The 26,286-nt window shown below is 48.3% G+C and carries 21 protein-coding genes; 20 read left to right on the top strand and 1 reads right to left on the bottom strand.

Annotated features, from left to right (window positions below; translation table 11 throughout):
- Nucleotide 1 precedes the first annotated feature (1 nt).
- The 14 genes from PEPTYR26121_RS00745 to ftsH all read left to right on the top strand — a co-directional run bounded on the left by PEPTYR26121_RS00745 (nt 2) and on the right by ftsH (nt 15,344).
- Complete coding sequence (locus PEPTYR26121_RS00745) at nt 2–1,081, top strand: GTPase (protein ID WP_180498267.1); 1,080 nt, start codon at nt 2–4, stop codon at nt 1,079–1,081.
- Between the two features lie 122 nt (nt 1,082–1,203).
- The gene (glmU, locus tag PEPTYR26121_RS00740) at nt 1,204–2,577 is read left to right on the top strand and encodes a bifunctional UDP-N-acetylglucosamine diphosphorylase/glucosamine-1-phosphate N-acetyltransferase GlmU (RefSeq protein WP_180498265.1); all 1,374 of its coding nucleotides are present in this window, start codon (nt 1,204–1,206) and stop codon (nt 2,575–2,577) included.
- A gap of 1 nt (nt 2,578) precedes the next feature.
- Nucleotides 2,579–3,535, top strand: a complete 957-nt coding sequence (locus PEPTYR26121_RS00735) for a ribose-phosphate diphosphokinase (protein WP_180498263.1) — start codon at nt 2,579–2,581, stop codon at nt 3,533–3,535.
- 1 nt (nt 3,536) lies between these two features.
- On the top strand, nt 3,537–4,097 hold the full coding sequence (pth, locus tag PEPTYR26121_RS00730) for an aminoacyl-tRNA hydrolase (RefSeq protein WP_180498261.1): 561 nt from the start codon (nt 3,537–3,539) through the stop codon (nt 4,095–4,097).
- Nucleotides 4,098–4,137: 40 nt separating this feature from the next.
- Nucleotides 4,138–7,626 carry a transcription-repair coupling factor gene (gene mfd, locus PEPTYR26121_RS00725; RefSeq protein ID WP_180498259.1) on the top strand — a complete coding sequence of 1,163 codons (3,489 nt, stop codon included), beginning with the start codon at nt 4,138–4,140 and terminating at the stop codon, nt 7,624–7,626.
- A 48-nt stretch (nt 7,627–7,674) separates the two neighbouring features.
- Nucleotides 7,675–8,736 (top strand): peptidylprolyl isomerase, encoded by a 1,062-nt coding sequence (locus PEPTYR26121_RS00720; RefSeq protein ID WP_180498257.1) that lies wholly within the window; start codon nt 7,675–7,677, stop codon nt 8,734–8,736.
- Between the two features lie 144 nt (nt 8,737–8,880).
- Nucleotides 8,881–10,149 (top strand): MazG nucleotide pyrophosphohydrolase domain-containing protein, encoded by a 1,269-nt coding sequence (locus tag PEPTYR26121_RS00715; protein ID WP_180498255.1) that lies wholly within the window; start codon nt 8,881–8,883, stop codon nt 10,147–10,149.
- A 16-nt stretch (nt 10,150–10,165) separates the two neighbouring features.
- Nucleotides 10,166–10,444: an HU family DNA-binding protein gene (locus PEPTYR26121_RS00710; RefSeq protein WP_180498253.1), complete on the top strand. Its 279-nt coding sequence runs from the start codon at nt 10,166–10,168 to the stop codon at nt 10,442–10,444.
- Between the two features lie 40 nt (nt 10,445–10,484).
- Entirely contained in the window at nt 10,485–10,733 is a 249-nt protein-coding gene (locus PEPTYR26121_RS00705) for an RNA-binding S4 domain-containing protein (RefSeq protein ID WP_180498251.1), read from the top strand.
- Between the two features lie 45 nt (nt 10,734–10,778).
- Nucleotides 10,779–11,108 carry an FtsB family cell division protein gene (locus PEPTYR26121_RS00700; protein ID WP_180498249.1) on the top strand — a complete coding sequence of 110 codons (330 nt, stop codon included), beginning with the start codon at nt 10,779–10,781 and terminating at the stop codon, nt 11,106–11,108.
- Nucleotides 11,109–11,111: 3 nt separating this feature from the next.
- Nucleotides 11,112–11,522: a S1 RNA-binding domain-containing protein gene (locus tag PEPTYR26121_RS00695; protein ID WP_180498247.1), complete on the top strand. Its 411-nt coding sequence runs from the start codon at nt 11,112–11,114 to the stop codon at nt 11,520–11,522.
- 40 nt (nt 11,523–11,562) lie between these two features.
- Complete coding sequence (gene tilS / locus PEPTYR26121_RS00690; RefSeq protein ID WP_180498245.1) at nt 11,563–12,849, top strand: tRNA lysidine(34) synthetase TilS; 1,287 nt, start codon at nt 11,563–11,565, stop codon at nt 12,847–12,849.
- Nucleotides 12,810–13,373: a hypoxanthine phosphoribosyltransferase gene (gene hpt / locus PEPTYR26121_RS00685; RefSeq protein ID WP_218956301.1), complete on the top strand. Its 564-nt coding sequence runs from the start codon at nt 12,810–12,812 to the stop codon at nt 13,371–13,373. Before tilS ends, hpt begins: the two co-directional genes overlap by 40 nt.
- Nucleotides 13,374–13,430: 57 nt before the next feature.
- Complete coding sequence (ftsH, locus tag PEPTYR26121_RS00680; protein WP_246285861.1) at nt 13,431–15,344, top strand: ATP-dependent zinc metalloprotease FtsH; 1,914 nt, start codon at nt 13,431–13,433, stop codon at nt 15,342–15,344.
- Nucleotides 15,345–15,510: 166 nt separating this feature from the next.
- Here ftsH and PEPTYR26121_RS00675 read toward each other — a convergent pair whose 3' ends face one another.
- Nucleotides 15,511–18,384 (bottom strand): insulinase family protein, encoded by a 2,874-nt coding sequence (locus PEPTYR26121_RS00675; protein WP_180498243.1) that lies wholly within the window; start codon nt 18,382–18,384, stop codon nt 15,511–15,513.
- A gap of 147 nt (nt 18,385–18,531) precedes the next feature.
- On the opposite strand from PEPTYR26121_RS00675, the gene PEPTYR26121_RS00670 reads away from it, so the two are divergent.
- From PEPTYR26121_RS00670 to PEPTYR26121_RS00645, 6 genes are all read left to right on the top strand, one after another.
- Nucleotides 18,532–19,836 (top strand): NAD(P)H-dependent oxidoreductase, encoded by a 1,305-nt coding sequence (locus PEPTYR26121_RS00670; protein WP_180498241.1) that lies wholly within the window; start codon nt 18,532–18,534, stop codon nt 19,834–19,836.
- A gap of 46 nt (nt 19,837–19,882) precedes the next feature.
- Nucleotides 19,883–20,296: an RrF2 family transcriptional regulator gene (locus PEPTYR26121_RS00665; protein ID WP_180498239.1), complete on the top strand. Its 414-nt coding sequence runs from the start codon at nt 19,883–19,885 to the stop codon at nt 20,294–20,296.
- Between the two features lie 214 nt (nt 20,297–20,510).
- Complete coding sequence (ileS, locus tag PEPTYR26121_RS00660) at nt 20,511–23,606, top strand: isoleucine--tRNA ligase (protein WP_180498237.1); 3,096 nt, start codon at nt 20,511–20,513, stop codon at nt 23,604–23,606.
- A gap of 1 nt (nt 23,607) precedes the next feature.
- On the top strand, nt 23,608–24,210 hold the full coding sequence (locus PEPTYR26121_RS00655) for a histidine phosphatase family protein (RefSeq protein WP_180498235.1): 603 nt from the start codon (nt 23,608–23,610) through the stop codon (nt 24,208–24,210).
- A 9-nt stretch (nt 24,211–24,219) separates the two neighbouring features.
- Nucleotides 24,220–25,191, top strand: a complete 972-nt coding sequence (locus tag PEPTYR26121_RS00650; protein ID WP_180498233.1) for a D-cysteine desulfhydrase family protein — start codon at nt 24,220–24,222, stop codon at nt 25,189–25,191.
- A 322-nt stretch (nt 25,192–25,513) separates the two neighbouring features.
- Nucleotides 25,514–25,960 (top strand): hypothetical protein, encoded by a 447-nt coding sequence (locus tag PEPTYR26121_RS00645; protein ID WP_180498231.1) that lies wholly within the window; start codon nt 25,514–25,516, stop codon nt 25,958–25,960.
- Nucleotides 25,961–26,286: the final 326 nt, after the last annotated feature.

The following is a 26,286-nucleotide window of genomic DNA, read 5'->3' as shown; positions in this document are numbered from 1 at the left end:
AATGGAAGCGGCCAAGGGAATGCGACTCCACATCGCTATATTCGGGAAGACCAATAGCGGTAAGAGTACGCTTATGAATCTTTTAACCGGCCAGGAAGTCTCCATGGTCTCCGACGCTCCGGGGACCACCACCGACCCGGTGTATAAAAATATGGAGCTGGACGGCATCGGCCCCGTGACTTTAATCGACACGGCGGGCTTTTTAGACGAGACGGCTCTCGGGAAAAAGCGCATGGAGCGGACGCGGAAGGTAATCGACGAAATCGACTGCGCTATTTTGCTCGAGGGGGTGGAGGACGAGTTTCTCGAAGCCATTTACAAGAAAAATATCCCCACACTATCCCTGCGCTATCCCTTCCCCGAGAAGGAATCTATTTTAAGCGAGCTTAAAACCTTGCTGAAGGAGAAAAAGAAAGCCCCGGGCCTTTTAGACGGCCTGGACGTGGGGGATGGACATTTTCTCCTGGTCATGCCCCAAGACGAATCGGCGCCGGCAGGGCGGCTTATTCTCCCTCAGGTTCAAACCATGCGGGAAATTTTAGATAAGGGCTATACCGCCACCATCTCTACGCTGGAGACCATGGAAGAGGGCCTTCTCCATTTAAAGAAGGCGCCCGATTGGATCATTACGGACTCTCAGGTTTTTCCGGAAGTCTACGAGAAAAAGCCGGATGAATCCAAGATCACCTCTTTCTCCATACTCTTTGCGAGAGCCAAAGGGGACGAGGAGATTATGATCGAGGGAGCTCGCCACTTAATGGGCCTCGGAGAAAATGCGAAGATTTTAATGTCGGAAGCCTGTACCCACGCGCCGAAAGAAGAAGATATCGGCCGGGTAAAAATTCCTCACATGCTCCGAAAGCGACTGGGCGAGGGAATTACCGTGGACTTTTCGAGAGGCATCAGTTTCCCCGACGACGTATCCGATTATGATGTGGTGGTTATGTGCGGCAGCTGCATGTTTCAGCGGCCGGTGGTGCAGGCGCGCATCGAAAAGGCGAAAGAGGCGGGGGTTCACGTTACCAATTACGGCATGGTCATCGCCGCCGCTAAGGGAATACTGGATAAAATAGATTTTTAAACAGGAGGCAGTTCGGCCCGGCTCGTAAGAGCAAAGGCAACTGCCTTTTTTTCCGCTTTTGTTGAGGTAACGTGTTCGGTCCGTTATAATAGTGTGAGAACGATTACGAGTGAGGTGTAAGCGTGAATGTATCAATTATTTTAGCGGCAGGTGAGGGAACGAGGATGAAATCCTCCAGGCCCAAAGTGCTGCATCAAGTTGCAGGGAAGGCTATTTTGAGTTATGTAGTCGACAACTGCAAGGCCAACGCAATCGACAAGACGGTCGTTATCGTAGGCCATAAAAAAGAAGAAGTGATGGAACATTTTAAAGACGACGACATTATCTGCATCGAGCAAAAAGTCGGCGAAGGCATTCCCTACGGAACGGGTTATGCCGTAAAATGTGCCATCGACGAATTTGACGACGAGGACATGGTCTTTATTTTAACCGGGGACACCCCCTTGTTTCGTGAAGAGACCATTCGGAAATTTATCGACTACGCCACGTCCCACGACTTCGACGGCTGCGTCCTGACCGCCATTGTAAGCGATCCCTTCGGATACGGTCGCATTATTCGGGGGGAAGACTCGACGATCTGGGGAATTGTGGAAGAAAAAGATGCAAGCGATAAGGAAAAGGCCATTACGGAAGTAAACACGGGCATTTTTGCCTTTAAGGGAAGTGCCCTGAAGGAAAACATCGGCAATCTGAGCACGGACAACAGTCAGAGTGAACTTTACTTAACCGATGTAATCTCCCTCTTGAGAGAAAAGGGAAGAAGTATCGGCGGTTTTACCATCGGAAATGAAGAAGAAATGCTCGGCATCAACTCTCGCGTGCAATTGGCGAAATGCGAACACATTATGCGTCGTCGCATCAATCAAATGCACATGGAAAACGGCGTCAGCTTTTTAAATCCGGAAGCTACCATGGTGGACTTCGACGTTACCATCGGAAGGGATACGGTTCTGGATCCGGGGGTTCATCTGGAGGGAAATACGTCTATCGGCGCCCATTGTTATATTCGCGGAATTTCCAGAATCAGCGACAGCCGCATTGAAAACGGCGTCGTCATCGACAATTCCGTTATCGAAGAATCCCACGTCGGCGACAATGTCACCATCGGGCCCTTCGCCCACTTAAGACCGGACAGCGTCCTGGAAAAAGACGTCCACATCGGCAATTTCGTGGAAGTAAAGAAATCCCATATGGGAGAGGGAACCAAGGCCGGCCACCACGCCTATATCGGCGACGGACGGGTCGGGAAAAATGTAAACATCGGTTGCGGTGTGATTTTCTGCAATTATAACGGCAAGGAAAAATTTGAAACCGTCATAGGGGACGGCGCTTTTATCGGTTCCAATTCCAATTTAGTGGCCCCCGTCACCGTAGGGGAAGAAGGCTACATCGCCGCCGGCAGTACCATCAGCAAGAAAGTAGAAAACGGCGCCCTCGCCGTAGAACGTAGTGAGCAAAGAAACATTCCCGGATGGGCAAAAAGAAAGGATCGCTAATATGGCTAATCACGGAGAGATCGTTATTATTTCAGGAAACTCCAACCCGGATCTCGTCAAAAAGATTTGTGAGGATCTGTACATTCCTCGGGCCGGGTGTACGGTCAATCAATTTAGCGACGGAGAAATTTCCATCGACATTATGGATTCGGTTCGCGGGAAGGATGTCTTTGTCATTCAACCGACCTCGGGACCTGTAAACGACCATTTGATGGAGCTCTTAATTTTAATCGACGCCTTGAAGCGCGCCTCCGCAGGTCGTATTAACGCCGTGGTGCCCTATTACGGCTACGCGCGTCAAGATCGCAAAGTAAAGGCGAGAGAGCCCATTACGGCGAAGCTCGTTGCGAATTTAATTACAAAAGCCGGCGCCGATCGCGTGATCTGCATGGATCTTCACGCCGGTCAAATTCAAGGCTATTTCGATATTCCCGTAGACCATTTGACGGCGATTCCCTATTTGGCAAAATATTTCAAGGAGAATATCGACACCTCGAATATTGTCGCCGTAAGCCCGGACTTAGGCGGCGTATCCAGAACTCGTAAATTTGCGGAAGAATTAAACGGCGCGCCCATTGCTATTATCGAAAAGAGACGCCCGAAGGCCAATGAAAATGTGGTAATGAACGTCATCGGCTCCATCGAAGGCAAGGATTGCATTTTAGTCGACGATATTATCGATACGGCGGGCACGGTTTGCAAAGCTGCCGAGGCTCTACGTAAATACGGCGCACGAAATATTTACGGCTGCGCCACTCACGGCGTACTTTCCGGGCCGGCCATCGAGCGAATCGACGGATCCCTTATGGAAAAATTCGTCATCACCGACACCATCGCTCTTCCGCCGGAAAAAAGTATCGACAAGATCGACGTGGTCACCGTGGCGCCCATTCTCGCAAGTGCCATTCGCCGCGTAAACACCGACAAGTCCATCAGCAAGATTTTCGAAGAAGTATAAAATGCTGATCGTAGGACTGGGTAATCCCGGAGATCGATACCAAAACACGCGTCATAATGTGGGCTTTATGGCCCTGGATCGTGTGGCCGACCATCTGTCGATTCCGGTAAACACTATTAAATTTAAAGGGCTTTACGGCGAGGGGCGCATCCTCGGAAAAAAGGTGCGCCTCTTAAAGCCCATGACCTATATGAACGAAAGCGGCCAGTCTGTGCGGGAGTGCATGCATTATTTTAAGATCGCGCCGGAGGAGGTTCTCGTCCTCGTCGACGATATCGACATCGAATTCGGCACAGTTCGCATGCGCAAATCCGGCAGCGCCGGCACACATAACGGATTGAAATCCATTATTTATCAGATTCAGTCGGATCAGTTTCCCAGACTGAAAATCGCCGTGGGAAAGAAAAATCCCCATATGAATCTGGCGGATTTCGTCCTATCCGGTTTTTCAAAAGAAGAGATTCCCGTCATGGATGAAACTTTGGAAAAGGCCAAGGGGGCGACCTTGAGCTTTTTAAAAGAAGGCATCGACAGTGCCATGAATACATGGAACGGGAAATAGGAAGCAGCTCAAGGAATTGAGCTGCTTTTTAGGAGGCAATATGACGAGTATTTACCATAAATTATTAAAAGCGAATCCCTCTTTTCGCCGGGTGTTAAACTGCCTGCAGGATCGGGAAACGCCCATCGGCGTTTACGGCTTGCCGGAGCAGGTTATCGCGCCCTTTACAGAAACAATGAAAGAGGAATGCGACCGCCCGGTTCTACTCGTTACATGGGATCTCGCCCGAGCGACGAAGCTCGTAGAAGATTTAAGTTACTTCGCTGAGAGGGGAGTCTACCACTTAGCGGCACGGGAGCTTTTCTTCTTCCAGCGGGATGCGGGAAGTCACGAGCTCTTAGCCCGTCGTCTTCAAACCCTTCAGGCTATGTTAAAAGGGGAGGGGAAGATTATCGTCACTACCCCGGAGGCACTCGGGGGTATTTTCTTAAAGCCACGCTGCTTAAAAGAGGCTTCCTTTTCTCTCGAAATAGGGGAGAACGTAGAAATCGACGAGCTTATGGAACGCCTCGCCACGACGGGCTACCAAAGAGTGGACTTTGTAGAGGGCATGGGCCAGTTTTCCGTCCGCGGGGGCATTGTGGATATTTTCCCGCCGGGAAATCTGCCCTGCCGCATCGAATTTTTCGACATTGAAGTAGATTCCATTCGCCTCTTCGACAGCAAGACCCAACGCTCCGTCGAGAGCGTGGACTCCGTAGATATTTTCCCCGTCCACGATATTATTTTGGATGAATCTTTGCGTGAAACCGTGGCGAAAGGAATCGAAAAAGATCTGGAAAAGACCGATAAGCTTTCCCTCGTATCGAAAGAGCGGGCCATGGAAAAATTCAAGCCTCTTATTGAAAGCTTGAGGGAAGGGGAGCGGGTAAGCCATACGGATCTATTTTTGCCCTATATTCCCAAAAAGGATCGGGCCAGCGTCATCGATTATTTTTCGGAAGAACCTATGATCTTTATTGACGAGCCACGACGCATGGATGAAATCGCGAAGAAGCAGGAACTTTCCCTAATCGACACCCTTACGGATCTCGCCGACGCAGGCGAAATCTTAAGCTCTCACTTAAAGATTCAAATCGATTACGAGGCCGTAAAAAAAGATATGTTCCGTTTCGACAGTGTGCTTTCCAGCCATATTGTGCGGAGCAAGGAAAGTGTGGACTTAAAAGAAGTCGCCAATTTTCATATTAAGACGGTCACCAGTTTCGGCGGAAGGCTCAGGATTTTCAAAGAGGAAATTCAACGCTATATCCGAGAAGATTACACCGTCGTCTTACTGGGAGGCGGCGAAGAAAAGACGGAGCGGCTCATTAAAACCCTGGAAGATATGGGCTTTACCACCACGCCCCTCACAGATGCATTACGTCCCGGCGTCATTCAGGTAGACGAGGGGCATGTCCACGGCGGCTTCGAATTCGAACATGAGCGTTTCGTGCTCTTAAACTCCACGGAAATTTTCGGCGATTTTAAACGTAAGAAAAAGCGGAAGAAAAAGCGGGACGTCATCGATTTGGGAACCCTCCATGTAGGGGATTATGTGGTTCACGAAACCCACGGAATTGGGAAGTTTTTAGGTACCACCAATCTCGAGGTACAAAATGTACAGAGAGATTATATTTCCCTCATGTACAAAGGCGGGGACAAGCTCTTTCTGCCCATGGATCAACTTTCCCTCATTCACCGCTACATTGCAAGCGACGATGTGCCGCCGAAGATCAACCGCCTGAACACCCAGACCTGGCGCAATACGAAGGCCAAAGCTAAGCGGAGCGTGGAGGAAATGGCGGAGGATCTCATTCGCCTGTATTCGAAAAGGGAAGATGTGAAGGGCTATGCCTTCAGCATGGACCAGCCTTGGCAAAAGGAATTCGAAGATTCTTTTCAATTTGAAGAAACCGACGGCCAGCTCCTCGCCATCGAGGAGATCAAACAGGATATGGAAGAGGCTAAGCCCATGGATCGCCTGCTCTGCGCCGACGTGGGTTACGGAAAGACGGAGGTTGCCCTCCGCGCGGCCTTTAAGGCGGTACTCGACGGAAAGCAGGTGGCTTTTCTCGTGCCCACCACTATTCTCGCCCAGCAACATTACAATACGATGCGGGAGCGTTTCAACGATTTCGCCCTGAAGACCGCCCTCTTAAGTCGGTTCCGCTCGGCAAAAGAACAGAAGAAAGATCTCGAGGCCATTCGTAACGGCGGCGTAGATATCGTCGTGGGAACCCATCGCCTCCTTTCAAAAGATGTTCAGTTTAAAGATTTAGGGCTTTTAATTATCGATGAGGAGCAGCGTTTCGGCGTGCGCCACAAAGAAAAACTCAAGCTCTTAAAAGAAAATGTGGACACTCTCACCTTGACGGCCACGCCCATTCCGAGGACGCTTCAAATGTCTCTCGCCGGCATTCGGGATATGTCGGTGATCGAAGAGCCGCCTCAAGAGCGCTTCCCCGTGCAGACCTATGTGGTGGAATACAATCCCATGATGGTAAGGGAGGCGATTTTAAAGGAATTGGATCGCGGCGGACAGGTTTATTTCGTCTATAATCGCGTTCAATCTATGGAAAAGATGCTCGGCGATTTGCGGGAGCTCGTACCCGAGGCCCGCATCGCCATGGCCAACGGACAAATGGGCGAACGAGAACTTGAAAACACCATGCTTCAATTTGTGGAACACGATATCGATGTGCTCCTCTGCTCCACCATTATCGAAACGGGAATGGACGTATCAAATGCCAATACCATGATTGTGTGGGAAGCGAACCGCCTGGGCCTTTCCCAACTCTACCAGCTACGAGGGCGCATCGGCCGGAGCAATCGCATGGCCTACGCCTACTTCACCTATAAGCGAGATGCCAGCATTTCCGAGGTGGCGGAAAAGCGTCTCGCCGCCATACGGGAGTTTACTGAATTCGGAAGCGGTTATAAAATCGCCATGCGGGATTTGGAAATACGAGGTTCGGGAAATATTTTAGGGGAGAGTCAGCACGGCCATATGAATGCCATCGGCTACGATCTCTATATAAAACTTCTGCGTCAAGCCGTGAGCCGCGCAAAAGGCGAAGAGGACGTGGAGACCACGGACACATCTTTAGATGTGCTCATCGATTCCTATATTCCCAAGTACTATATTCAAGACGAAGCGCAGCGCATGGAGATGTACCGTAAAATCGCCGTCATCGCCGATGATGAAGATGAGCGGGATATGATCGACGAGTTGATCGACAGATTCTCCGACCCGCCGAAGCCCGTTCTGCAATTAATTCATCTGTCAAAAATTCGGCATATGGCCTCCACTCTCCGAGTGGAAACGGTACAGCAGAAAAAAGACGACTACACTTTGGAATTTATCGAGGGCTATGAATTGCCTCTGGCTCTCATGAATGAAATCACCAGTGTCTTCGGTAAAAAAGTAGTCTTCGGCTTCGGCGAACGATCGACCATCACTCTCACGGCAAAAGAAAAGCCGTTGGAAACTCTCGAAAAACTTTTAGAGCTGATGAAAATACACAAATCCCACACACGCAAATCATAAATCCTTGTTATAATGAGTAAAAGAATAAAAAGAAAAGAAAGGACAGTTATGACATTTTCTAAGACAATTAAAAAAATCGGCACCGTGGCCTTGGCGGCTTCGGTACTGTTAACCGGTTGCGGTAAGAAACCCGGTGTAGCAGTTACGGTCAATGGAGAAGATATTCCCATGGCGCGCTACGAGAGAGAATACAAGGTGCAGGCTCAACAAGCCGTCGCCCAATACGGCGAAGATTTCCTGAAACAGGAAGCACAAGACGGCAGCAAGAAAACCATGGGCGAGCTTATGCGCGAAAATACTTTGGAAAACCTCATCGGTCTCGAAGTGATCAAACAAGATGCTAAGAAAAACAAGATCACCGTCAGTGATGAAGAGGTCAACCAAGAGCTCGAAAATATGAAGAAGATGTACGGCGGAGAGGAAGGACTTAAAAAAGTTCTCGAAGCCAACAAAATGGAAATGGACGAACTGAAAGAGTATATGTCCACCAATCTCTTAATGCGTAAGTATCAAGAGAAAATGCTGAAAGATCTCGAGCCTACTGACGAAGAAATGAAGGCTTATTACGAAAAGCACAAAGACGAATTTAAAACGGCAGAAGCCAGTCACATTTTAGTGGAAACCAAGGAAGAAGCCGAAGCTGTTAAAAAAGAACTAGACGGCGGAGCCGACTTTGCAAAACTCGCCAAAGAAAAGAGCAAGGATACTCAATCGGCTGAAAACGGAGGCTCCTTAGGCGCTTTCGGTCCGGGACAAATGGTGAAGGAATTCGACGAAAAAGTATTCTCCATGAAGCCGGGCGAAATCAGCGAACCTGTGAAGACCCAATTCGGTTTCCACATTATTAAGCTCGACAAGATCAACGACAGTTTCGATGCGTCGAAAGATGCTGTGAAAGAAGCCATGATCAAAGAGCGTTTCCAAGAACACAATGAAAAACTTCGCAAGAAGGCAAAAGTGAAACGCTATGTGGATACGGCAAAAGATATTCCCGTAACTGTAGAACAGGCCGAAGCTCAAAAAGGTGAAGGGGCAGAGAAAAACAAGGGAAATAATGCCAAGGCCGCCAATGAGGCGAAGGCCGACAATGGCAAAAACGAATCAAAATAAATTAAAAAAGAGCGCGAGGAGCGCTCTTTTTTGCTGCAAAAAAATATAACGATGGAAAATGGCTGAAAACAGGGGAAAAACGGCAATTTGACTAGACAAAAAAGCCGTTGGATAGTACAATAGCAAAGGTAAAAGGGGGACGTTATGGGAAATCTGCGAATTATAGGTCTCGGACCTACGGACGCAAGCGGTTTGACGGCTAAAGCTATCGCCGCCATCAAAGATGAGTCCGAAAACTTTCTGCGGACGAAATATCACGATGCCGTGGATTATTTTCATTCCCACGCCATACCTTATACGAGCTACGATCATTTATACGATACCTTGGAAGATTTCGACTCCGTCTATCGGGCTATAGCCGATGACCTGATCGAACGTTCCAAGACGTGCAAGATCAGCTACTTTGTTCCCGGCCATCCCTTGGTGGCGGAAAAAACCGTGGTCTATTTATTGGAACACGATCCCACCATCGAGATCGTCGACGGCTTAAGTTTTATCGAACCGGTTTTAAGAGGCGTCAGAAAAGACCCGGTAGAGGGTCTGCGTTTTATAGACGGCGATAATTTTTCCGATCTCGACATCGACGTACACGTGGACATGCTCATGACCCAAGTCTATAACAGACGGGTCGCAAGCGATGTAAAACTCGTGCTCTCCGATCTTTACGGAGACGAACACGAGGTCTATGTATTAAGTCATGCCGGTCACCCGGATAAGGAGAAAATCCTGAGTCGTCCGCTCTATATGCTGGACCGCTACGACGACTACGGTTTCGAAACGGCACTATACGTGCCGAAGAGCCAAAGGGCCGTCGCTGTCGGCGATGTCATGAGACTCGTTCGGCGGTTGCGCGGGAAAGACGGATGTCCATGGGACCGAGAGCAAAGCCATGAAAGCATGAAAGCCAATTTGATTGAAGAAGCGTATGAAGCCGCTTACGCTATTTCTACAGGCGACAGTTATCGCTTGGAAGAAGAGCTCGGCGACGTACTGTTTCAAATTATTTTCCATTCGGAACTTGCCGAAGAAGAAGGTACTTTTTCTTTTGAAACGGTGGTCGAAAACCTCGTGGAGAAGATGGTCCATCGCCATCCTCACGTTTTCGGCGAAGGCCACCGGGATTGGGAGGTCCTTAAGGCTGAAGAGACGGGGAACAAGACCCTGTCCGAGAAGCTCAAGCATTTACACGGCCTACCCGCCCTTATGCGCGGACAGAAGATGCTCCGCAAAGCCGAAGATCCGATGAACCGGTTTTTTGCCGGTTATAAAAACGGCGGCGATGAACGCTATGTTTCGGAACTTCTTCGCTTATTAAAAGAAGCGGAAGAAGAAGGTATCGATCTGGAGACGTCCTTGTCTACAGCTTTAAAAGCTTTTGAAGAAGACGTTCGAGGTAAGGAAGAAGGAAACTGAAATTTAGGAGGATAAAATGAACAAATCTGAACTTATTGCAAGCATTGCAGAAAAAAGCAACCTGTCCAAGAAAGACGCTGAAAACGCATTAAACGGTTTCTTAGACACCATCGAAGAAGCTTTATCCAGCGGCGAAAAAGTACAATTAGTTGGCTTCGGTACTTTCGAAGTTCGCGACCGCAAAGCACGTGAAGGTAGAAACCCCAGAAACCCCGAAGAAGTTATTAAGATTCCCGCTTCCAAGGCTCCGGTATTCCGCGCAGGTAAAGCACTTAAAGAATCTGTCAATAAATAAGATAAGGGCTCGCAAGAGCTCTTTTTTTAAAGGAAGAATTATGAGAATCGACAAATTTTTAAAAAATTCCCGCATCATTAAGCGTCGTACCGTGGCAAAAGACGCCTGTGACGGCGGACGGGTAAAGATCAACGACAAGACGGCCAAAGCCGGGGATGAAGTTTCCATCGGCGATATTATCGAAGTTCAATTCGGCAACCACAGCCAAAAGGTTCGGGTTGTGGACATTAAGGACAATGTTCAAAAAAAGGGTGCCGAAGATCTCTATGAAATCCTCGCCGAGGATTGAAAATATGGCGTAAACATGCGATACTATATAGACTGAGGTGATAGAATGAAAAAGCATAAACAAGTCCATAGACTGCCTATACAAACGGCGCGATTCATGATCCTGTTCGTGGGTCTTGTTTGTGTTCTCATCACCTTTCGAAGTTATCGCATGACGGCGATTAGGCGAAAAGAGCTTCAAGCCAATCGCGAAAAGATCGAACAGCGTGCAGAAGAAATTAAACGTACCGGCGAGGATATTCGTCGAAGCGACGATTTGGAATTTGCGGAAGAAGTGGCCCGTGAAGATCTGGGCATGGTCAAGCCTCGAGAGGTACTTTATATCGACAAGAGTAAAGATCGCGAAGGCGATCGGAATAAGGAGGATGTAAAATAATCTATGGCAATTGAAGTGGGAAGTATTCTAGACGGCGTAGTAACCGGAATTGTAAAATTCGGTGCCTTCGTTCAAATGGATGAAGAAAACAGCGGCTTGGTACATATTTCGGAGATTTCCGACGAATATGTCAAGGAAGTGTCCGATGTCCTTTCAAAAGGACAAAAAGTAAAGGTAAAAGTTTTAAACATCGAATCCGATGGAAAGATCGCGCTCAGTATTAAACAGGCGCAGCCGAAAAGTGAACAGAGAAAAAATCTTCCCCAGGCGGTTCAATTGAACAGAGAAGTGCACAAATCCGACGCATCTAACTTTGACGACATGTTAAATAAATTCATGAAAGTCAGCAATGAAAAGATTGAATCGGCAAAACAACGCCGTAATGTGCGACAAGGAAAGACGAAAAGACGATAAGAAGCGCCGCTCTGCGGCGTTTTTTTGATGGGAGGTTCCTTTGGAAGCGATCTTTGATGACATAATTCATAAGGACTCAAAAATTCTCCTCGCCCTATCCGGAGGACCGGACTCTATGTATCTTCTCTATCGGCTCGTGGAATATCGTAAGGAGATTCCCTTTTTATTGGAAGCCGCTCATTTGCATCACGGCTTAAGGAAAGAGGCGGACGAAGATCTGGCCTTCGTTCGTCGCATCTGCAACGAGTGGAATGTGGATTTAATCGAAAAGCAAGTTCAAGTGGCGGATTATGCGAAAAAGCATAAGCTGGGCATCGAAGAGGCGGGACGCCTATTGCGCTATAAATTTTTCAGAGAGCACAAGCGAAAGGGCGGTATGATCGCCCTGGCCCACCATCTGGACGATCAGGTGGAGACCATGCTCCTTCGCCTAATACGCGGCACGGGCCTCGAGGGTATCGGCGGAATGAGGGTAGTGGAGGGGGATTTATTTCGCCCACTTCTTCATATGACGAAGAAGGAGATTTTAGATTATCTTCAGGAGCGCGAGATTCCCTATATTTTGGATCATACCAATGACGAGGCCATTTATACGAGAAATAAAGTCCGCCTCGACATCGTGCCTTCGGCAGAATCTATTAATCCGAATTTTTCTGCGGTGATGGAAAGCTTTCGCTCCATGGCTGTGGAAGACGAAGATTATTTAAAGTATGTAGCCCGCAACTACTACGAGGGAAATAAAGAAGCGAGAGAGGGAGAAGTTGCATTAAAGGTCGATCTCTTTAGCGAGTCCCCGAGCATATGGAGCCGGGTCTTGCGCCTCGGAATTGAAGAGGTGCGGGGAGATCTGAAAAACATAAGCTATGAGCATATTCGCTCCCTGGAAATGTTAAAGTCGGCGGAGACGGGGAAGGGCGTAGACCTTCCCGGCTTGAGAATTACGAAATCTTACGGCGAGATCATTATCGCGAAAGATCGGGAGGAAGCCCCCTTCCTCGACCATGTCATCCTTCAAAACGGGGCGGCGGAATTTAACGGCCACCACTTCCTTCTAGACGGGAAAGGCGCAGACGGGATCCGGATAAAGGATCCCGAAGCCGTGCGCATTCGCAGCCGTCGTCCCGGCGACAGGATTCGTTTAAAAGTTGGCAACAAGAAAATAAAAGATATTTTTATCGACGAAAAAATAGAAAGGTCCAAGCGCGATCATTGGCCCCTCGTCGAAGAAGACGGCGAAATTATTTGGGTCGTAGGCCTTAGAAAAAGTGTGAGACAGGAGGAAAAAGAATGGAAAAAACTCATGTGGACTCCATCGCCCAAGATGTAGGCGAGATATTACTTTCGAAAGAAGATATTCAAGAGGCGGTCGAACGGATCGGCAAACAGGTAACGGAGGATTTTAAAGGAGAACACCTTATCGTCATCGGCATCCTTAAAGGCGCCTTCGCCTTTATGGCAGATTTAATTCAGGCCATCGATCTTCCCATGGAAATCGACTTTATGGACGTCTCGAGCTACGGCACCTCCACGACTTCCAGCGGCGAGGTACGCATTCTAAAAGACCTTTCCACTTCCGTTGAAGGGAAATCCGTACTCATCGTGGAAGATATTGTGGATACGGGCCTTACCCTCAGCTATTTGACCAAGGTAATGGAAAGCCGAGGCGTGAAAAAAGTGGGCATCGCCACGCTCCTCACGAAACCTTCCCGCAGGGAAAGGGCCGTCGATGTAGACTATATCGGCTATGAAGTGGAGGATAAATTTGTGGTGGGATACGGCATCGACTATGCGGAAGAGTATCGCAATCTTCCCTTTGTAGGCGTCTTAAAACCTGAGATCTACGAAAAATAGTGTAGAACTTCCGTTTATGGTATACTGAAGTTTACCATGTAAAGGAGGGTTAGTATATTGAATAGAAAATGGAGCGGCGTGGCCTTTTACCTCGTACTTCTCGTCATGTTGATTTTCGGCATTTACTTATTCAAGCCCAATCAACGGGGCGTAGAAGAAATCAGCTACACGGCGCTCGTCAATATTATAGATAAAGATCAAGTGGAGTCCATCGACCTTAAGGGTACGGAAGCGGTGGTGACGAAGAAAGACAAAAACATTGTCCGCACCAATATTCCCCCCATGGTTTGGGATTCTTTCTATAAAAGTCATTTGGAAAACCCGGTGGAAGAGGGCACCATCGCCCTGTCCGCTACACCTGCAACGGAAAACACCACCACGGTTACGAGCTTTTTGCCCACTTTCGTCGTTATGCTCTTTATGGGCTACCTCTTTTTCAGCTTTATGCGCACCCAGCAAGGCGCCGGGGGCCGCATGATGAATTTCGGAAAGAGCAAGGCCCGGATGATGGAGGAAGAGGACGGCAAGAAGATCACTTTCGACGATGTGGCGGGTTTAAAAGAGGAAAAAGAAGAACTCGGCGAAATCGTCGATTTTCTCAAAAATCCCTCTAAATTTGTCGCCATGGGCGCTCGGATTCCCAAGGGTGTTCTCCTCGTAGGGCCTCCGGGAACGGGTAAAACTTATCTTTCGAAATCCGTCGCCGGCGAGGCGAAAGTGCCTTTTTACATTATGAGCGGTTCGGATTTCGTGGAAATGTATGTAGGCGTCGGGGCGAGCCGCGTCCGCGACTTGTTCGAAACGGCGAAGAATAACGCTCCCTGTATTATTTTTATCGACGAAATCGACGCCGTGGGCCGTAGACGTGGCGCAGGCTTAGGCGGCGGTCACGACGAGCGGGAACAGACGCTCAACCAATTGCTCGTGGAAATGGACGGCTTCGGCACCAATGAAGGGGTCATCGTTATGGCGGCAACCAACCGTGCCGATATTTTAGACCCGGCACTCCTTCGCCCGGGCCGTTTCGACCGTCAAATTTTCGTAGGTCTTCCCGATGTGCGGGCTCGTGAACAAATTCTAAATCTTCACGGAAAGAAAAAGCCCTTGGCAGAGGATGTGGATATGAAAGTCGTGGCCAAGCGTACGGCCGGCTTTACTCCTGCAGATCTCGAGAATCTTATGAACGAATCGGCTCTCTTGGCCGCCAGGGAAAATCTGAAAAAGATTACCATGGACATCGTAAATGAGGCGAGCATTAAGGTAATCGCCGGACCCGAAAAGAAGAGCTCCGTTATGAAGGAAAAAGAGCGAAAACTTACGGCGGTTCACGAAGCGGGCCATGCCGTGGTTTCCCGACTCCTGCCGGATCACGATCCCGTGCATATGATCACGATCATTCCCAGAGGGCGTGCCGGCGGCTTTACGGCCTATTTGCCGGAAGATGACATTATGCACTACACCACCAAATCGGAAATGCTCAATCAATTGGTGAGCCTCTTAGGCGGCCGGGTGGCGGAAGCCCTCGTTCTGGACGACATTTCCACCGGGGCCAGCAACGATATCGAACGTGCGACGAAGATCGCCAGAGAAATGGTCACCACCTACGGCATGAGCGATGAAATCGGCACCCTCACTTACGGAAGTGACTCCGATTCCGTCTTTATCGGTAGAGATATGGGTCACACGAAAAATTACTCCGAAGAAGTGGCGGCCGAAATCGACCGCGCCATGCAGAAATTCGTCCACGAAGCCTACGAGAAGGCCCACGATCTTTTAAAAGAGAATCTGGATATTCTCCTGAATGTTTCCGATGCCTTATTGGATAAGGAGACCATCAGCGGCAAAGAGTTCGAGGCGATCTTCAACGGCGAATCTGTAACGAAAGATGATTACAGCAGCGGCGAACATTTGGAAAAAGAAGATCTCTCCGAAGAAGTAGTGGAAGAGTTGGAGAAAAAAGAAAATAACTAAAAGAAATAAACCTCCGAAGTCCGGAATGAAAGCCGGAACTCGGAGGTTTTTTTATTGGGAGAAAAAAAAGTAGGAGCTTATGAATCTATCAGCTTTCCGTAACGGCAAGGAGAGTACGCAAAAAAACCATTGGGAATCATTTCCCAATGGTTTTTGATCGTTCCATTTATTGTTTTAGTGAGCGATAGACGTCGAAGAGTTCGCCGGATTTTAAGCGCTCTGCGTCACCTATGGCCACGAGATTGTTTTGCGCCATAGTTTTTCGGATCAGATCGCTGAAACCGCGCAGGTCGTCCACGGTGGTGGTCATGGCTTCGGCCTTCCGCTTCTCGATGGCTTCGGTTGTGGTGCCGTTTAAGAAGCGCTTAAAGTCCAAGACGCCGTAAGCGGACGGAGCCAAGTGGGGATCGAAGGCGTTCATAACTCCGATGATCATATCCGTAAGATCCCGTTCACTTAAAGACAGATCCTTCAAAAAATCCGCCATATGATCGTAGACATCTATTGTTTTTTCCACCTGGGGATCGCGGTAAGAATAGGTGGCTACATCGCCGAAGCGGGTGATGCGAATGCCTGCGCCGTAAGCGCCGCCCTTGGCGCGAATTTCCTTGTGGAGAAATAAATTGCTGAGTACATTGGCGAGGACGACGAGCTTGCCGTTGTATTCGTAGCCCGCTTCCTTCAAACTCCCGCCTTTGGAGACATAGTTGACCATGGAATTCAGCGTGAAGGCTTCGTTGAGATCACTTTTTTCGAAGGAAATCACGGAGTTGTCGTAGACCGCTTGATCGAAATGGTGGAGATGATCGGCTAGGGCAGCTTCCGCCATAAGGATCTCCTCTTCGTCGGCAATAAGATTGGCCGTTAAGCGGGAGGTAGTGAAGGTTTTTTTCGCCACCTTTTCCAATTTGTCGGCGACCGATTGATAATCGCCTTTTTCGATAAGGTTGCAGACGAAGAAGTAAAAGTCCAAGCCGTTAAGAGCATCGTCCACAAAAGCGGCCTCGCTGTAATGGACGCGGACGCGATTGGACACGATGGAGTGGCCCGACTGGAGGAAAGATGAGGCCATATCCGCCTTCATAGTCTCGAGAATCGTCTTGAGTCGTCCTTTATCGTGAAGTTTGCTCTTCGAGAGCATTTCCTCCAAGACGGCATAGCCTCTGGCCTGTTGACGGGGAAGGGCGCCGGTGGAAATGAAGAAGTAGGGCACATAGCCTTCCTCCATCTGCTCCACGGGCGTGTCGAATGTAAAGCCGCCGCCGGAGAGGAAAGTTTCCGTTTCAAGCTCCGATTCCGTATAGTGTTCTGTAGAAATCTTACCCAGGACATCGGAGAGAATAGAGGCGTAGGCCAGTTCTTCCAAATCTAAATGCTTCATATCGAAGGCCCAGTTCGTGTAGATAATGCCGTTGGTATTTAGGGGATTGGTAGTAAGGGTAATGCCCGAAAGCTCCGTAACATTTCTCGGAATGGAAGTAATCTTCTTCGAGAGATCGGAAAGTTCCAGTTTGGGAATGGTTGCCTTGGCTTCTTCCGAATCGGGGGCTTCCTGATAGTCTTTCAAGTCGCATGCGAGTGCTGCAATCTCTTCCCGCTTCGAATCGGAGAGGGCGGCATAAGCTGCCTTTTGTTTCTCTCTGCGCTTTTCCTCCAGTCGCTTTTCTTTACCGATTTCAGGATCGATGCGCATGGCGACGCGATGGGGGACGTCTAGGAAAAATTCCTTAACCGCCTCTTGGAAAAAGTCGGTGCCGATTTTTTCCCGTAGGGCTTCCAGTTTCGGGGATAGTTCCAATCCGTCCAGGGGGTTTTGGCCGTATAGCCAGGTGTTTAAGGCGCCGATGTATTGAATCAAATCGGCGTGGGCACCGCCGCCGCGACGGACGGTAAATTCAAATTTTTCGAGTGTGGCCTTGAGAACCTCTTCGTCGATTCCGTTTTTCGCCACATCTTCCAAGGCCTCCATAACGATGCGTCTGAAGTCCTCGTAACGTTCCTTCTTGGCGTGGTAGCAGAAGATCGTAAAGTCCCAGGTGTTGGAGGCGGAAAGCTCGGAGTACACGTCTTCGCCGATGCCTGCATTCCGAAGTCTCTTTTTAATAAGGCCGTTTTCGCTTTCCACGAGGAGCTCCTGGAAGAAACTTCTGAGGAGGAGTTCTTCCGGCGTAGGATCCACTTTCGAGGAAAAGGACAGGGCGAAATAAGATTTGCCCTCGGGATCTTCATCTTCCGATAAGTCGTAAGTCCCGGTAAACTCCTTGGGGCTGTCGTACATACTGTGTCCCGCGATTTCGGATTCGGGATCTATGGCGTCGAAGGCGGAAAGATAGGCCTCGTCCAAATAAGCCAATCGTTCCTCAAAATCCATGTCTCCTGCGAGGAAAATATAACTATTGGATGGACGATAGTATCGACTATGGAAATCTAAGAAATCATCAAATGTAAGATCGGGAATGTAATCGGGATTACCGCCGGAATCGTGAGAATAAGTTCCCGAGGGGTGGAGTTTTTCCCGCACCATATCGGAGACGCGATTGGCGGGATCCGAGTAAACGCCCTTCATTTCGTTATAGACGACGCCATTTGCGATAAGGCGATCTTCTTCGATTTCCGGATGCCAACCTTCCTGATAGAAGATCTTTTCATTCTCGCGCATTTCCGGATAAAAGACCGCATCTAAATAGACGTCCATCAGCTGGCGAAAATCTTTGTCGTTTCGGGAACTGATCGGGTAGAGCGTCTTGTCGGGATAGGTCATGGCGTTTAAAAAAGTTTGAACACTGCTCGCTACCATGTCCATAAAAGGTTCTTTCGTCTTGTATTTGCGGGAGCCCGAAAGGGTACAGTGCTCTACAATATGGGCCACGCCCGTAGAATCCTCCGGCGGTGTCTTAAAGCCGATAGCAAAGGTTTTATTGTGGTTTTTATTGTCCAGGAGCAAAAGCTCCGCGCCGGTTTTAATGTGTTTTAAAAAAGAAACTTCCCCGTGAAGCTCGGGAATGTTTCTCTTGTCGATTAATTTATAATGTTTGTTCATGGTTCACTCCTATTCTCTCTCCATTATACCCAAAGGAAATAACGAATATCAAAAGAAGCGCAAAGATTACCGTTGAATCCTCCTGTGCGCCACAGGGCGACGACCGATTGTGCTATAATTTTTATGGATGATTGGAGGACAAATTGAATGAAATTAATCTCTGATTTGCGAAAGAACGGATCCATCGGCGTCGCCGTCGTCGGCTGCGGCTTAATGGGTACCGGTCTGGTCGCACAGTTAAATAAAATGGAAGGGATGAAAGCCGGAGTATGGTCTTCGCGATCCCATGAAGCTTTAATCGAATCGGCAAAAAAAGTAGGCTTTCCCGAAGAAGCTCTTTATATAAGCAAGACGGAAGAAGAAGTGGCGCAGGCCGTAAGAGATCACGGAATTGCCCTGGTAATCGACAATTCGCTGACTTGGACCTCTCCTGAAGTAGACGCCATCGTCGACTGTACCGGCAATACGGAAGCCGGCGCCATAATCAACGAAGAGGGGCTGAATCACGGCAAGCACATTGTGAGCTTCAATGTGGAATGCGACGTGCTCCTCGGGCCCTACTTCCTAAAAAAAGCGAAAGAGAAGGGATTGTGCTACACGGGTACGGCGGGAGACGAACCGGGCGCCATGATGGAACTTTACGATTTTGCAAGCTTTTTAGGGTTCAATGTGGTCGCCGCCGGGAAGGGAAAAAACAATCCTATGGATATAGAGGCTACCCCCGACAAACTAAAGGAAAAGGCGGAATCCAAGGGACTGAGCCCCCGCATGCTCACATCTTTTGTCGACGCCACCAATACCATGATCGAGCTCAATGCCGTGGCCAATGCTACGGGCCTTCTACCCGACACACCCGGTTGCTACGGCATCGAGTCCACAATCGATGGGTTGGCGGATAAGTTTCGTCTGAAAGAGGAAGGAGGCTTTTTCGAAAAGAAGGGCGTCCTGGATTATGTTATGGGCATCGCCCCCGGGGTCTTTGTGGTCGTGGAAACGGACGATCCCTTGATTCGGGAAGAAATGCCCTATCTTTCCATGGGCGACGGGCCTCGGTATATTTTCTATCGCCCCTATCATTTGACGAATATCGAAACCCCCATAACCTTGGCGAAGGCCGTCCTTTACGGCGAAGCCACCATCGCCCCTGAAAAGGGATATGTGGCCCACACCGCAGCCGTTGCGAAGAAAGATCTTCTGCTGGGAGACGAGATTTCCGGCATCGGAAGCGATACTTGTTACGGTTCGTTGATGGATGCGCGAGAAGTATATAGAGAAAACTACGTGCCCATCGGTTTGATCACCGGGAATGTAAAAGTGAAGAGAGAAATTAAAAAAGGCGACCGTATTCGCTTTGAAGACCTTCTATTCGACGAGGAGAGTAAACTATTTAAAATATTTATTAAGGAACACGAGAATTTTTATACTTTACCACTTAATAGTAACGTGCTATAATGTGGATCTATAAGGTGGATCTCTAAGAAGGAGGAGGATTCGACGCGTGAAATTAACTCAAGAAATTGATTACGCATTTCGCATTATTGCGCATTTAGCAGCTCATGAGGGCGAAGTGGTCGGCGCGCCAAAAATCGCCAAGGCCATGCACGTACCTGAACGTTTCACACTACGTATTTTGCGAAAGCTGAACCTAGGTGGCTTGACGCAATCTAAGCGAGGCGCAAAGGGAGGCTATATTCTTAATAAACCTGCCGAGTCCATTTCCCTCTACGATATTATTTTGGCCATCGACGGGCCCATTGAACTCTCCCGCTGTTTACATGCAGACGATCCCTATTGCAACCGCTTTACGGGCAATGGCATCGAAGGATGTAAATTCCACAGAAGCATTTACGGCGTGCAACGGAGCATTATCGATCAACTGGATGGTATGACAATTACAGATTTTATCGACTAGGAAGCCGAAGATACATCGTCCCTGTTTTACAGAGAGGTGCAGCAGCTGAGAAGCACCGACAAACGATGCGTCGCATCACCTTCCGAGATACCGCAAGGCGTTCGCCGCGTTAAGGCTTCGAGTGATAGAATCCTATAAGTAGGGTGGTACCGCGTTTCATAGCGTCCCTTCGTCTAACGACGAATGGGGCGCTTTTTTAGTAAAGGAGAAAAATATGACAGAGTTTAAAACATTATCTCAAGACCTGGTCGACGAGCGCGAACAGCGCGTCGTCCAATACTGGCAAGACATCGATCTTTTAAAACGGAGTGTCGAAACTCGCGAGGGAAAAGAAGACTTCGTGTTCTACGAAGGTCCGCCGACAGCTAACGGCAAGCCGGGCATTCACCACGTTATGGCCCGTACACTGAAAGACATGACCTGCCGCTACAAAACCATGCAAGGTTACCGAGTCAATCGTAAAGCCGGCTGGGATACCCACGGTCTCCCGGTGGAAATCGAAGTTGAAAAGAAATTAGGTCTTCATAACAAACAAGATATCGAAAAATACGGCATCGAAAAATTCAATCAAAAATGCCGGGAATCCGTCTTTGAATACGAAGGTCTCTGGCGCAAAATGACCGCGCGCATGGGTTATCTCATCGATTTGGACGATCCCTATATCACGCTAAACAATTCTTATATCGAATCGGTTTGGTACATCCTCAATAAAATGTTTGAAGACGGCCTGATTTATGAAGGCCATAAGATCTTACCTTACTGCCCCCGTTGCGGTACCGGTCTCGCTTCCCACGAAGTAGCTCAAGGTTATCAGGAAGACAAGACGCCCACCATTACCATGAAATTTAAGGCGACGGACGAGGACGCTTATTTCCTCGCCTGGACCACCACCCCTTGGACCGTTCCCTCCAATGTGGCCCTCGCCGTGCACCCGGACGTGGATTACGTCAAGGTAAAATACGAAGACGGCAATGTCTATTATCTCGCCGATAATTTAAAAGACGCCGTACTCAAAGGGGAGTATGACGTTCTCGAAACGGTGAAGGGCGAAAAACTCGCCGGTCGCCGCTACGAACAAATCTTGGATCAGGTGAAAGTGGAAGAAGGAGACGCCTTCGTCGTCGTCACGGCAGATTATGTCACCACCGAAGACGGCACGGGTATCGTCCATACCGCTCCCGCCTTCGGGGAAGACGACTACCAAACCGGTCGCCGCAACAATTTAGCTTTCATCAAGCCCGTAGACGACGACGGGAACTTCACAGAAACTCAGTGGAAGGGCCAATTCGTTCACAATGTCAACGAAGAGATCATCGACTATTTGAAGAGTCAGGGCAAAGTCTTCTCGAAAGAGACCATCGTCCACAACTATCCCCACTGCTGGCGCTGTAAGACGCCCCTGATCTACTACGCTCACCCCTCCTGGTACATTGAAGTGACCAAGATGAAGGATCAACTCATCGAAAACAACAATGGCGTCGATTGGTATCCGGATTTTGTCGGCGAAAAGCGTTTCGGCAACTGGCTCGAAAACCTGAACGACTGGGCAATTTCCCGTTCCAGATACTGGGGTACCCCGTTCCCGATTTGGCGCTGCGACGATTGCGGCAAAACTACATCCGTGGGAAGCGTGAAAGAACTTATCGAACGAGCTGAAGAAGATATCGACGAATCCATCGATCTTCACCGCCCCTATGTCGACGATGTTCACATCAAATGCGATTGCGGCGGCACCATGACCCGCGTTACCGACGTTATCGACTGTTGGTTCGATTCCGGATCCATGCCCTTCGCCCAATGGCACTATCCTTTTGAACACAAAGAAGATTTCGACAAGCTGTTCCCGGCCGCCTTCATTAACGAAGGTATCGACCAAACCCGGGGCTGGTTCTACTCCTTACTCGCTATCTCCACCTATATGACCGGTAAGGCACCTTATAAGAGCGTCCTGGTCAACGACCTTATCCTCGATAAAGAGGGCAAGAAGATGAGTAAATCCCGTGGCAACACCGTATCGCCGGAAGAGCTCTTTAAAAAATACGGCGCCGATGCGGTGAGATGGTACCTCATGTACGTTTCGCCCCCATGGACGCCGACGAAATTCGACGAAGACGGTTTGCGGGAAGTTAACGGAAAATTCTTCCGCACCCTACGTAATATCCACAATTTCTTTACACTCTACGCCAATATTAACGGTGTAGATCCGAGAAAAGCCGGAGAGGTGGAATACGAAGAAATTGATCGCTGGATCCTTTCCAAATACAACAGTCTCTTAAAATCCGTTATCGAAAATATGGAAGTACACGAAATTACGAAAGTCGTTCGCGACATTCAAGATTTCGTCTCCGAAGATTTCTCCAACTGGTATATTCGAAGAAACCGTCGCCGCTTCTGGAGCGAAGAAGACACGCCCTCTCGCGAAGCCGTCTTTAAGACAACTTACGATGTCTTGCTCGGCTTATGCAAGATGATCGCCCCCATGGCGCCCTTTATCGCAGAAGAATTTTACGAAACCCTCGTCGGCGGAGAAAGTATCCACTTGGAAGACTACCCCACAGTAGATGAAGCCATGATCGACGAAAAACTGGAAGAAAAAATGGGCATCGTACGTACCCTCGTAACCCTTGGACGTGCCGGTCGCGAAAACGCCAAGATCAAAGTGCGTCAACCTCTTCAAGAAGTCCTCGTCGATGCGGACCTCAAGCCCATTATCGGCGATTTAACGGAACTTATAAAAGAAGAGTTGAACGTAAAAGAAGTCTACTTCTGCGACGATTTAACCGAATACATGACCTACAGTTTGAAGCCGAACTTTAAGGAAGTGGGTCAAAAATTCGGTCCGAAGATTAAGGATTTCAAGAAGATCTTAAATGAAAGAGATGCCAAGGAACTTTACGCCGAATTGAAATCCAACGAAAGCGTCACCATGGTCTTAAACGGCGAGGAAACGGAAGTTGTGGTCGAGGATGTCCTCGTCGATATCGACGCTAAAGAAGGCTTCGATGTGAGTATGGAAGATAATCTCTTCGTAATTCTCGATACGGAACTTACAGACGAGCTTCTGGCGGAAGGTTATGTTCGCGAATTTATTTCCAAAGTACAAAATCAACGGAAAGCCAACGATTACGAAGTAACCGATCATATCGCCATCGCTTACGACGCCGAGAGCAAGGTGAAGGAAGTCCTCGAAGCGGCGAAAGCTACAATCTGCGACGAAACATTGGCAGAATCCATGACTTTCGAAACCCTCGACGTGGAAGATCAAGATCTGAACGGCGAAACCGTACGTTTCCAATTGAAAAAGTTGTAAGATGAAGCTTTATATTCTTCGCCACGGGGAAACGGAGTGGAACAGAGAAGATCGGGTGCAGGGGCGAATGGACTCTCCCCTTACGGAAAAGGGGATGAAAGACATCGCCTCCATGGCGGAGGAACTTTCCTTTATTCCCATCGACATCTGTTACACTTCCGATCTCCCACGGGCAAAGAAGACGGCGGAGGGCTTGATTAATGATCGAAAGATTCAGATAATAGAAGAAGAAGCACTGAGAGAGTTACCTCTCGGTCCGTGGGAGGGAAAGCTTTTTAAAGAGGTTCAAAAAGATCCGTTAAGTGTCGTTTACTTTGAAACGCCGGATCAATTTTCTCTCCCGGGCCTTGAGAACTTTCACGATCTATATGAAGCCATGGGAAAATTCATCCGAAAGCTGGAGAAGGATCCGAAAGATCATGTCCTGATCGTCGCCCACGGCGTCAGCATTCGTGCCCTTATAAATGTTTTGGAAGGGGTGCCCGTGGCGCGCTTTTGGCACAGACCCATCGCAAAGAGCATGGGACTTACCATTGCGAGCTTTGAGAAGGGAAAGTGGCAAGTGCTTCAAAGAGCGGATCAAAAGGACGGATTATCTTATTGAGGTGTTCTTATGAAAAAATTATCTTTAGCCAATACGCCCACGCGAATCGAAGAGATTCAACTGATGGATGCCGATCTTCCGGCCCATCTGTATATTAAACGGGACGATATGACCGGCGTAGGATTTACGGGCAATAAAATTCGCAAGCTGGAATATCTTTTTCAAAAGGCATTGGACGAAGGGATTACCGACGTCATCACCAGGGGCGCCGTGCAGAGTAATCACGCCCGGGCAACGGCCCTTGCGGCGGCAAGACTGGGGATCAACTGCCATTTAGTGTTACAAGGGCACAGAGATTCAAAAGATGAAGCCAATTTATTCTTAGATCAATTGGCCGGTGCTCACGTGCATATTATCGGCAGGGAAGACGGTTATCCGGATCAGGTCATGGAAGATCTGAAAAAAGATTTGGAAGCAAAAGGCGCCCATGCCATGATCATTCCCGTCGGCGGGAGTAACGGCCTGGGAAGTATGGGCTATGTCGATTGCTTTAACGAAATTCTCGAACAGGAAGAAGAAATGAATATTTCTTTCGACACCGTCGTCTGCGTGGCGGGATCCGCCGGTATGTTGGCGGGCCTCGTCTACGGCAATGAGCTGGCGGGAGGCAAAAAAGACATCGTCGGCATTTCCGTATTGGATTCTAAAGAGACCGTACTGGAAAAAACATTGCCGCCCATTATCGATGAAATGAACGAGCTTACGGGCAATCACGTGGCAAATTACAATGTGACGATCTTAGACGATTACGTCGGCCTCGGCTACGCCAAAAGTCGCCCGGAAGAAATGGAATTTATTTGGGACTTCGTCTCCCAAACTGGTATTATCTTAGATCCCGTCTATACGGGAAAAGCTATGTACGGTATTTTTTCCGAACTTTTGGAACAACATTGGAGCGAAAAAGAAAATATCCTCTTTATTCACTCCGGCGGCGCCTTCGGTTGGACGAGGGAGCAGATGGAGATGCTGCTAAGAAAATAAAAGATACAATGTCAACCATTGGGAGTCCGGTGAAAACCGGGCTCTTTTTGTTTTCCAAAGAGCCATCACGATCTTTTAAACAGACTAAGAATATCTTGGCTTTAAACAGGAGAAAATTTGACTCTATGAATCATACACTCTTTAGACAATTTCATAATATAAAAATATCAGTTTGGATCTTCACTTTTCCAAGTTACAGTATTATAATAGGTCTTAGGAATGTTTTTTTTAACACAAACTATATGTACATAACTTTCTCTGAATGTGAAATACAATTTACTAGAGATCTTGGATTTTACATCGGAGTTAAAGGAGGGAAATGATGGAACGGAAAAATCTTGGAAAATATTACACTTTTACGAAGATCGCCTATATAATATGGTTCGTCTTATCCGCATTGGTGACCGCCTCTATGTTTAAGGATGTGTTCGTGGGCCATATTGATGCACGAAACATTGTGTTTCAAATATTTTTCGCTATTATATTGCTAATCGTTGGGTACGCATTTCGTTATATTAACTTTCTTCTAAAAGATATTCTTCAAGGGGACACCTTTTCTTTTCTATACCTGTATAAAATTCACTCCCTCGTCAAGACGACCATGGCCGTTGTCTTCCTATATGGATGTATAGGTTATGAAGGCGGAGGCGTCGGCTTGGAGCGAATTGACTTAAGCCCGAATATGATCATGACCCTTGCCTGCCTCGGTTTTCTTTTGATCGTTTTCGATCTGTTTTTCGTTTATCGGGATATGGCTCAGGAAAAGTAATTGGAAAGTCTTCAAAGGATCCGCAGGGAGTGCGGTAGACGGCGAAGGTTTTATATTAATTAAATGAAATAAAATAATCGTGCGAAAAATGCTGCCTCCGTGCAAACCATTGGGGAGTCCGGTAAGAACCGGGCTCCCTTTTGTGTTACATATTCCAAAAGCATCAATCTGTCTCGAGAAAAAATCTTGCAGTCGTAAAGAGTGCATCATCTTTGCTCAACAGTAGAGCGTGACCTGCGGTTGAATACTATAAGATGGGGAAAATGCCGCAAGGCATTTTCTTCTGCTCAAAAAGCCGGCCAGGATGGGGATGGGGTCCGCGGGGA

It is taken from the genome of Aedoeadaptatus nemausensis, from assembly GCF_903819165.1.
GTDB lineage: Bacteria > Bacillota > Clostridia > Tissierellales > Peptoniphilaceae > Aedoeadaptatus > Aedoeadaptatus nemausensis.
This window is presented reverse-complemented; position numbering and strand designations above follow the sequence as displayed.

Excerpts from the sequence above, each read along its gene's own strand:
- PEPTYR26121_RS00670 (WP_180498241.1), top strand. The coding sequence starts at position 18,532 with ATGAAATTAATCTCTGATTTGCGAAAGAACGGATCCATCGGCGTCGCC.
- mfd (WP_180498259.1), top strand. The coding sequence starts at position 4,138 with ATGACGAGTATTTACCATAAATTATTAAAAGCGAATCCCTCTTTTCGC.
- PEPTYR26121_RS00710 (WP_180498253.1), top strand. The coding sequence starts at position 10,166 with ATGAACAAATCTGAACTTATTGCAAGCATTGCAGAAAAAAGCAACCTG.
- PEPTYR26121_RS00675 (WP_180498243.1), bottom strand. The coding sequence starts at position 18,384 with ATGAACAAACATTATAAATTAATCGACAAGAGAAACATTCCCGAGCTT.
- PEPTYR26121_RS00645 (WP_180498231.1), top strand. The coding sequence starts at position 25,514 with ATGGAACGGAAAAATCTTGGAAAATATTACACTTTTACGAAGATCGCC.
- PEPTYR26121_RS00700 (WP_180498249.1), top strand. The coding sequence starts at position 10,779 with ATGAAAAAGCATAAACAAGTCCATAGACTGCCTATACAAACGGCGCGA.
- ileS (WP_180498237.1), top strand. The coding sequence starts at position 20,511 with ATGACAGAGTTTAAAACATTATCTCAAGACCTGGTCGACGAGCGCGAA.
- PEPTYR26121_RS00650 (WP_180498233.1), top strand. The coding sequence starts at position 24,220 with ATGAAAAAATTATCTTTAGCCAATACGCCCACGCGAATCGAAGAGATT.
- PEPTYR26121_RS00695 (WP_180498247.1), top strand. The coding sequence starts at position 11,112 with ATGGCAATTGAAGTGGGAAGTATTCTAGACGGCGTAGTAACCGGAATT.
- PEPTYR26121_RS00745 (WP_180498267.1), top strand. The coding sequence starts at position 2 with ATGGAAGCGGCCAAGGGAATGCGACTCCACATCGCTATATTCGGGAAG.
- hpt (WP_218956301.1), top strand. The coding sequence starts at position 12,810 with ATGGAAAAAACTCATGTGGACTCCATCGCCCAAGATGTAGGCGAGATA.
- pth (WP_180498261.1), top strand. The coding sequence starts at position 3,537 with ATGCTGATCGTAGGACTGGGTAATCCCGGAGATCGATACCAAAACACG.
- PEPTYR26121_RS00720 (WP_180498257.1), top strand. The coding sequence starts at position 7,675 with ATGACATTTTCTAAGACAATTAAAAAAATCGGCACCGTGGCCTTGGCG.
- PEPTYR26121_RS00655 (WP_180498235.1), top strand. The coding sequence starts at position 23,608 with ATGAAGCTTTATATTCTTCGCCACGGGGAAACGGAGTGGAACAGAGAA.
- PEPTYR26121_RS00705 (WP_180498251.1), top strand. The coding sequence starts at position 10,485 with ATGAGAATCGACAAATTTTTAAAAAATTCCCGCATCATTAAGCGTCGT.
- PEPTYR26121_RS00715 (WP_180498255.1), top strand. The coding sequence starts at position 8,881 with ATGGGAAATCTGCGAATTATAGGTCTCGGACCTACGGACGCAAGCGGT.
- PEPTYR26121_RS00735 (WP_180498263.1), top strand. The coding sequence starts at position 2,579 with ATGGCTAATCACGGAGAGATCGTTATTATTTCAGGAAACTCCAACCCG.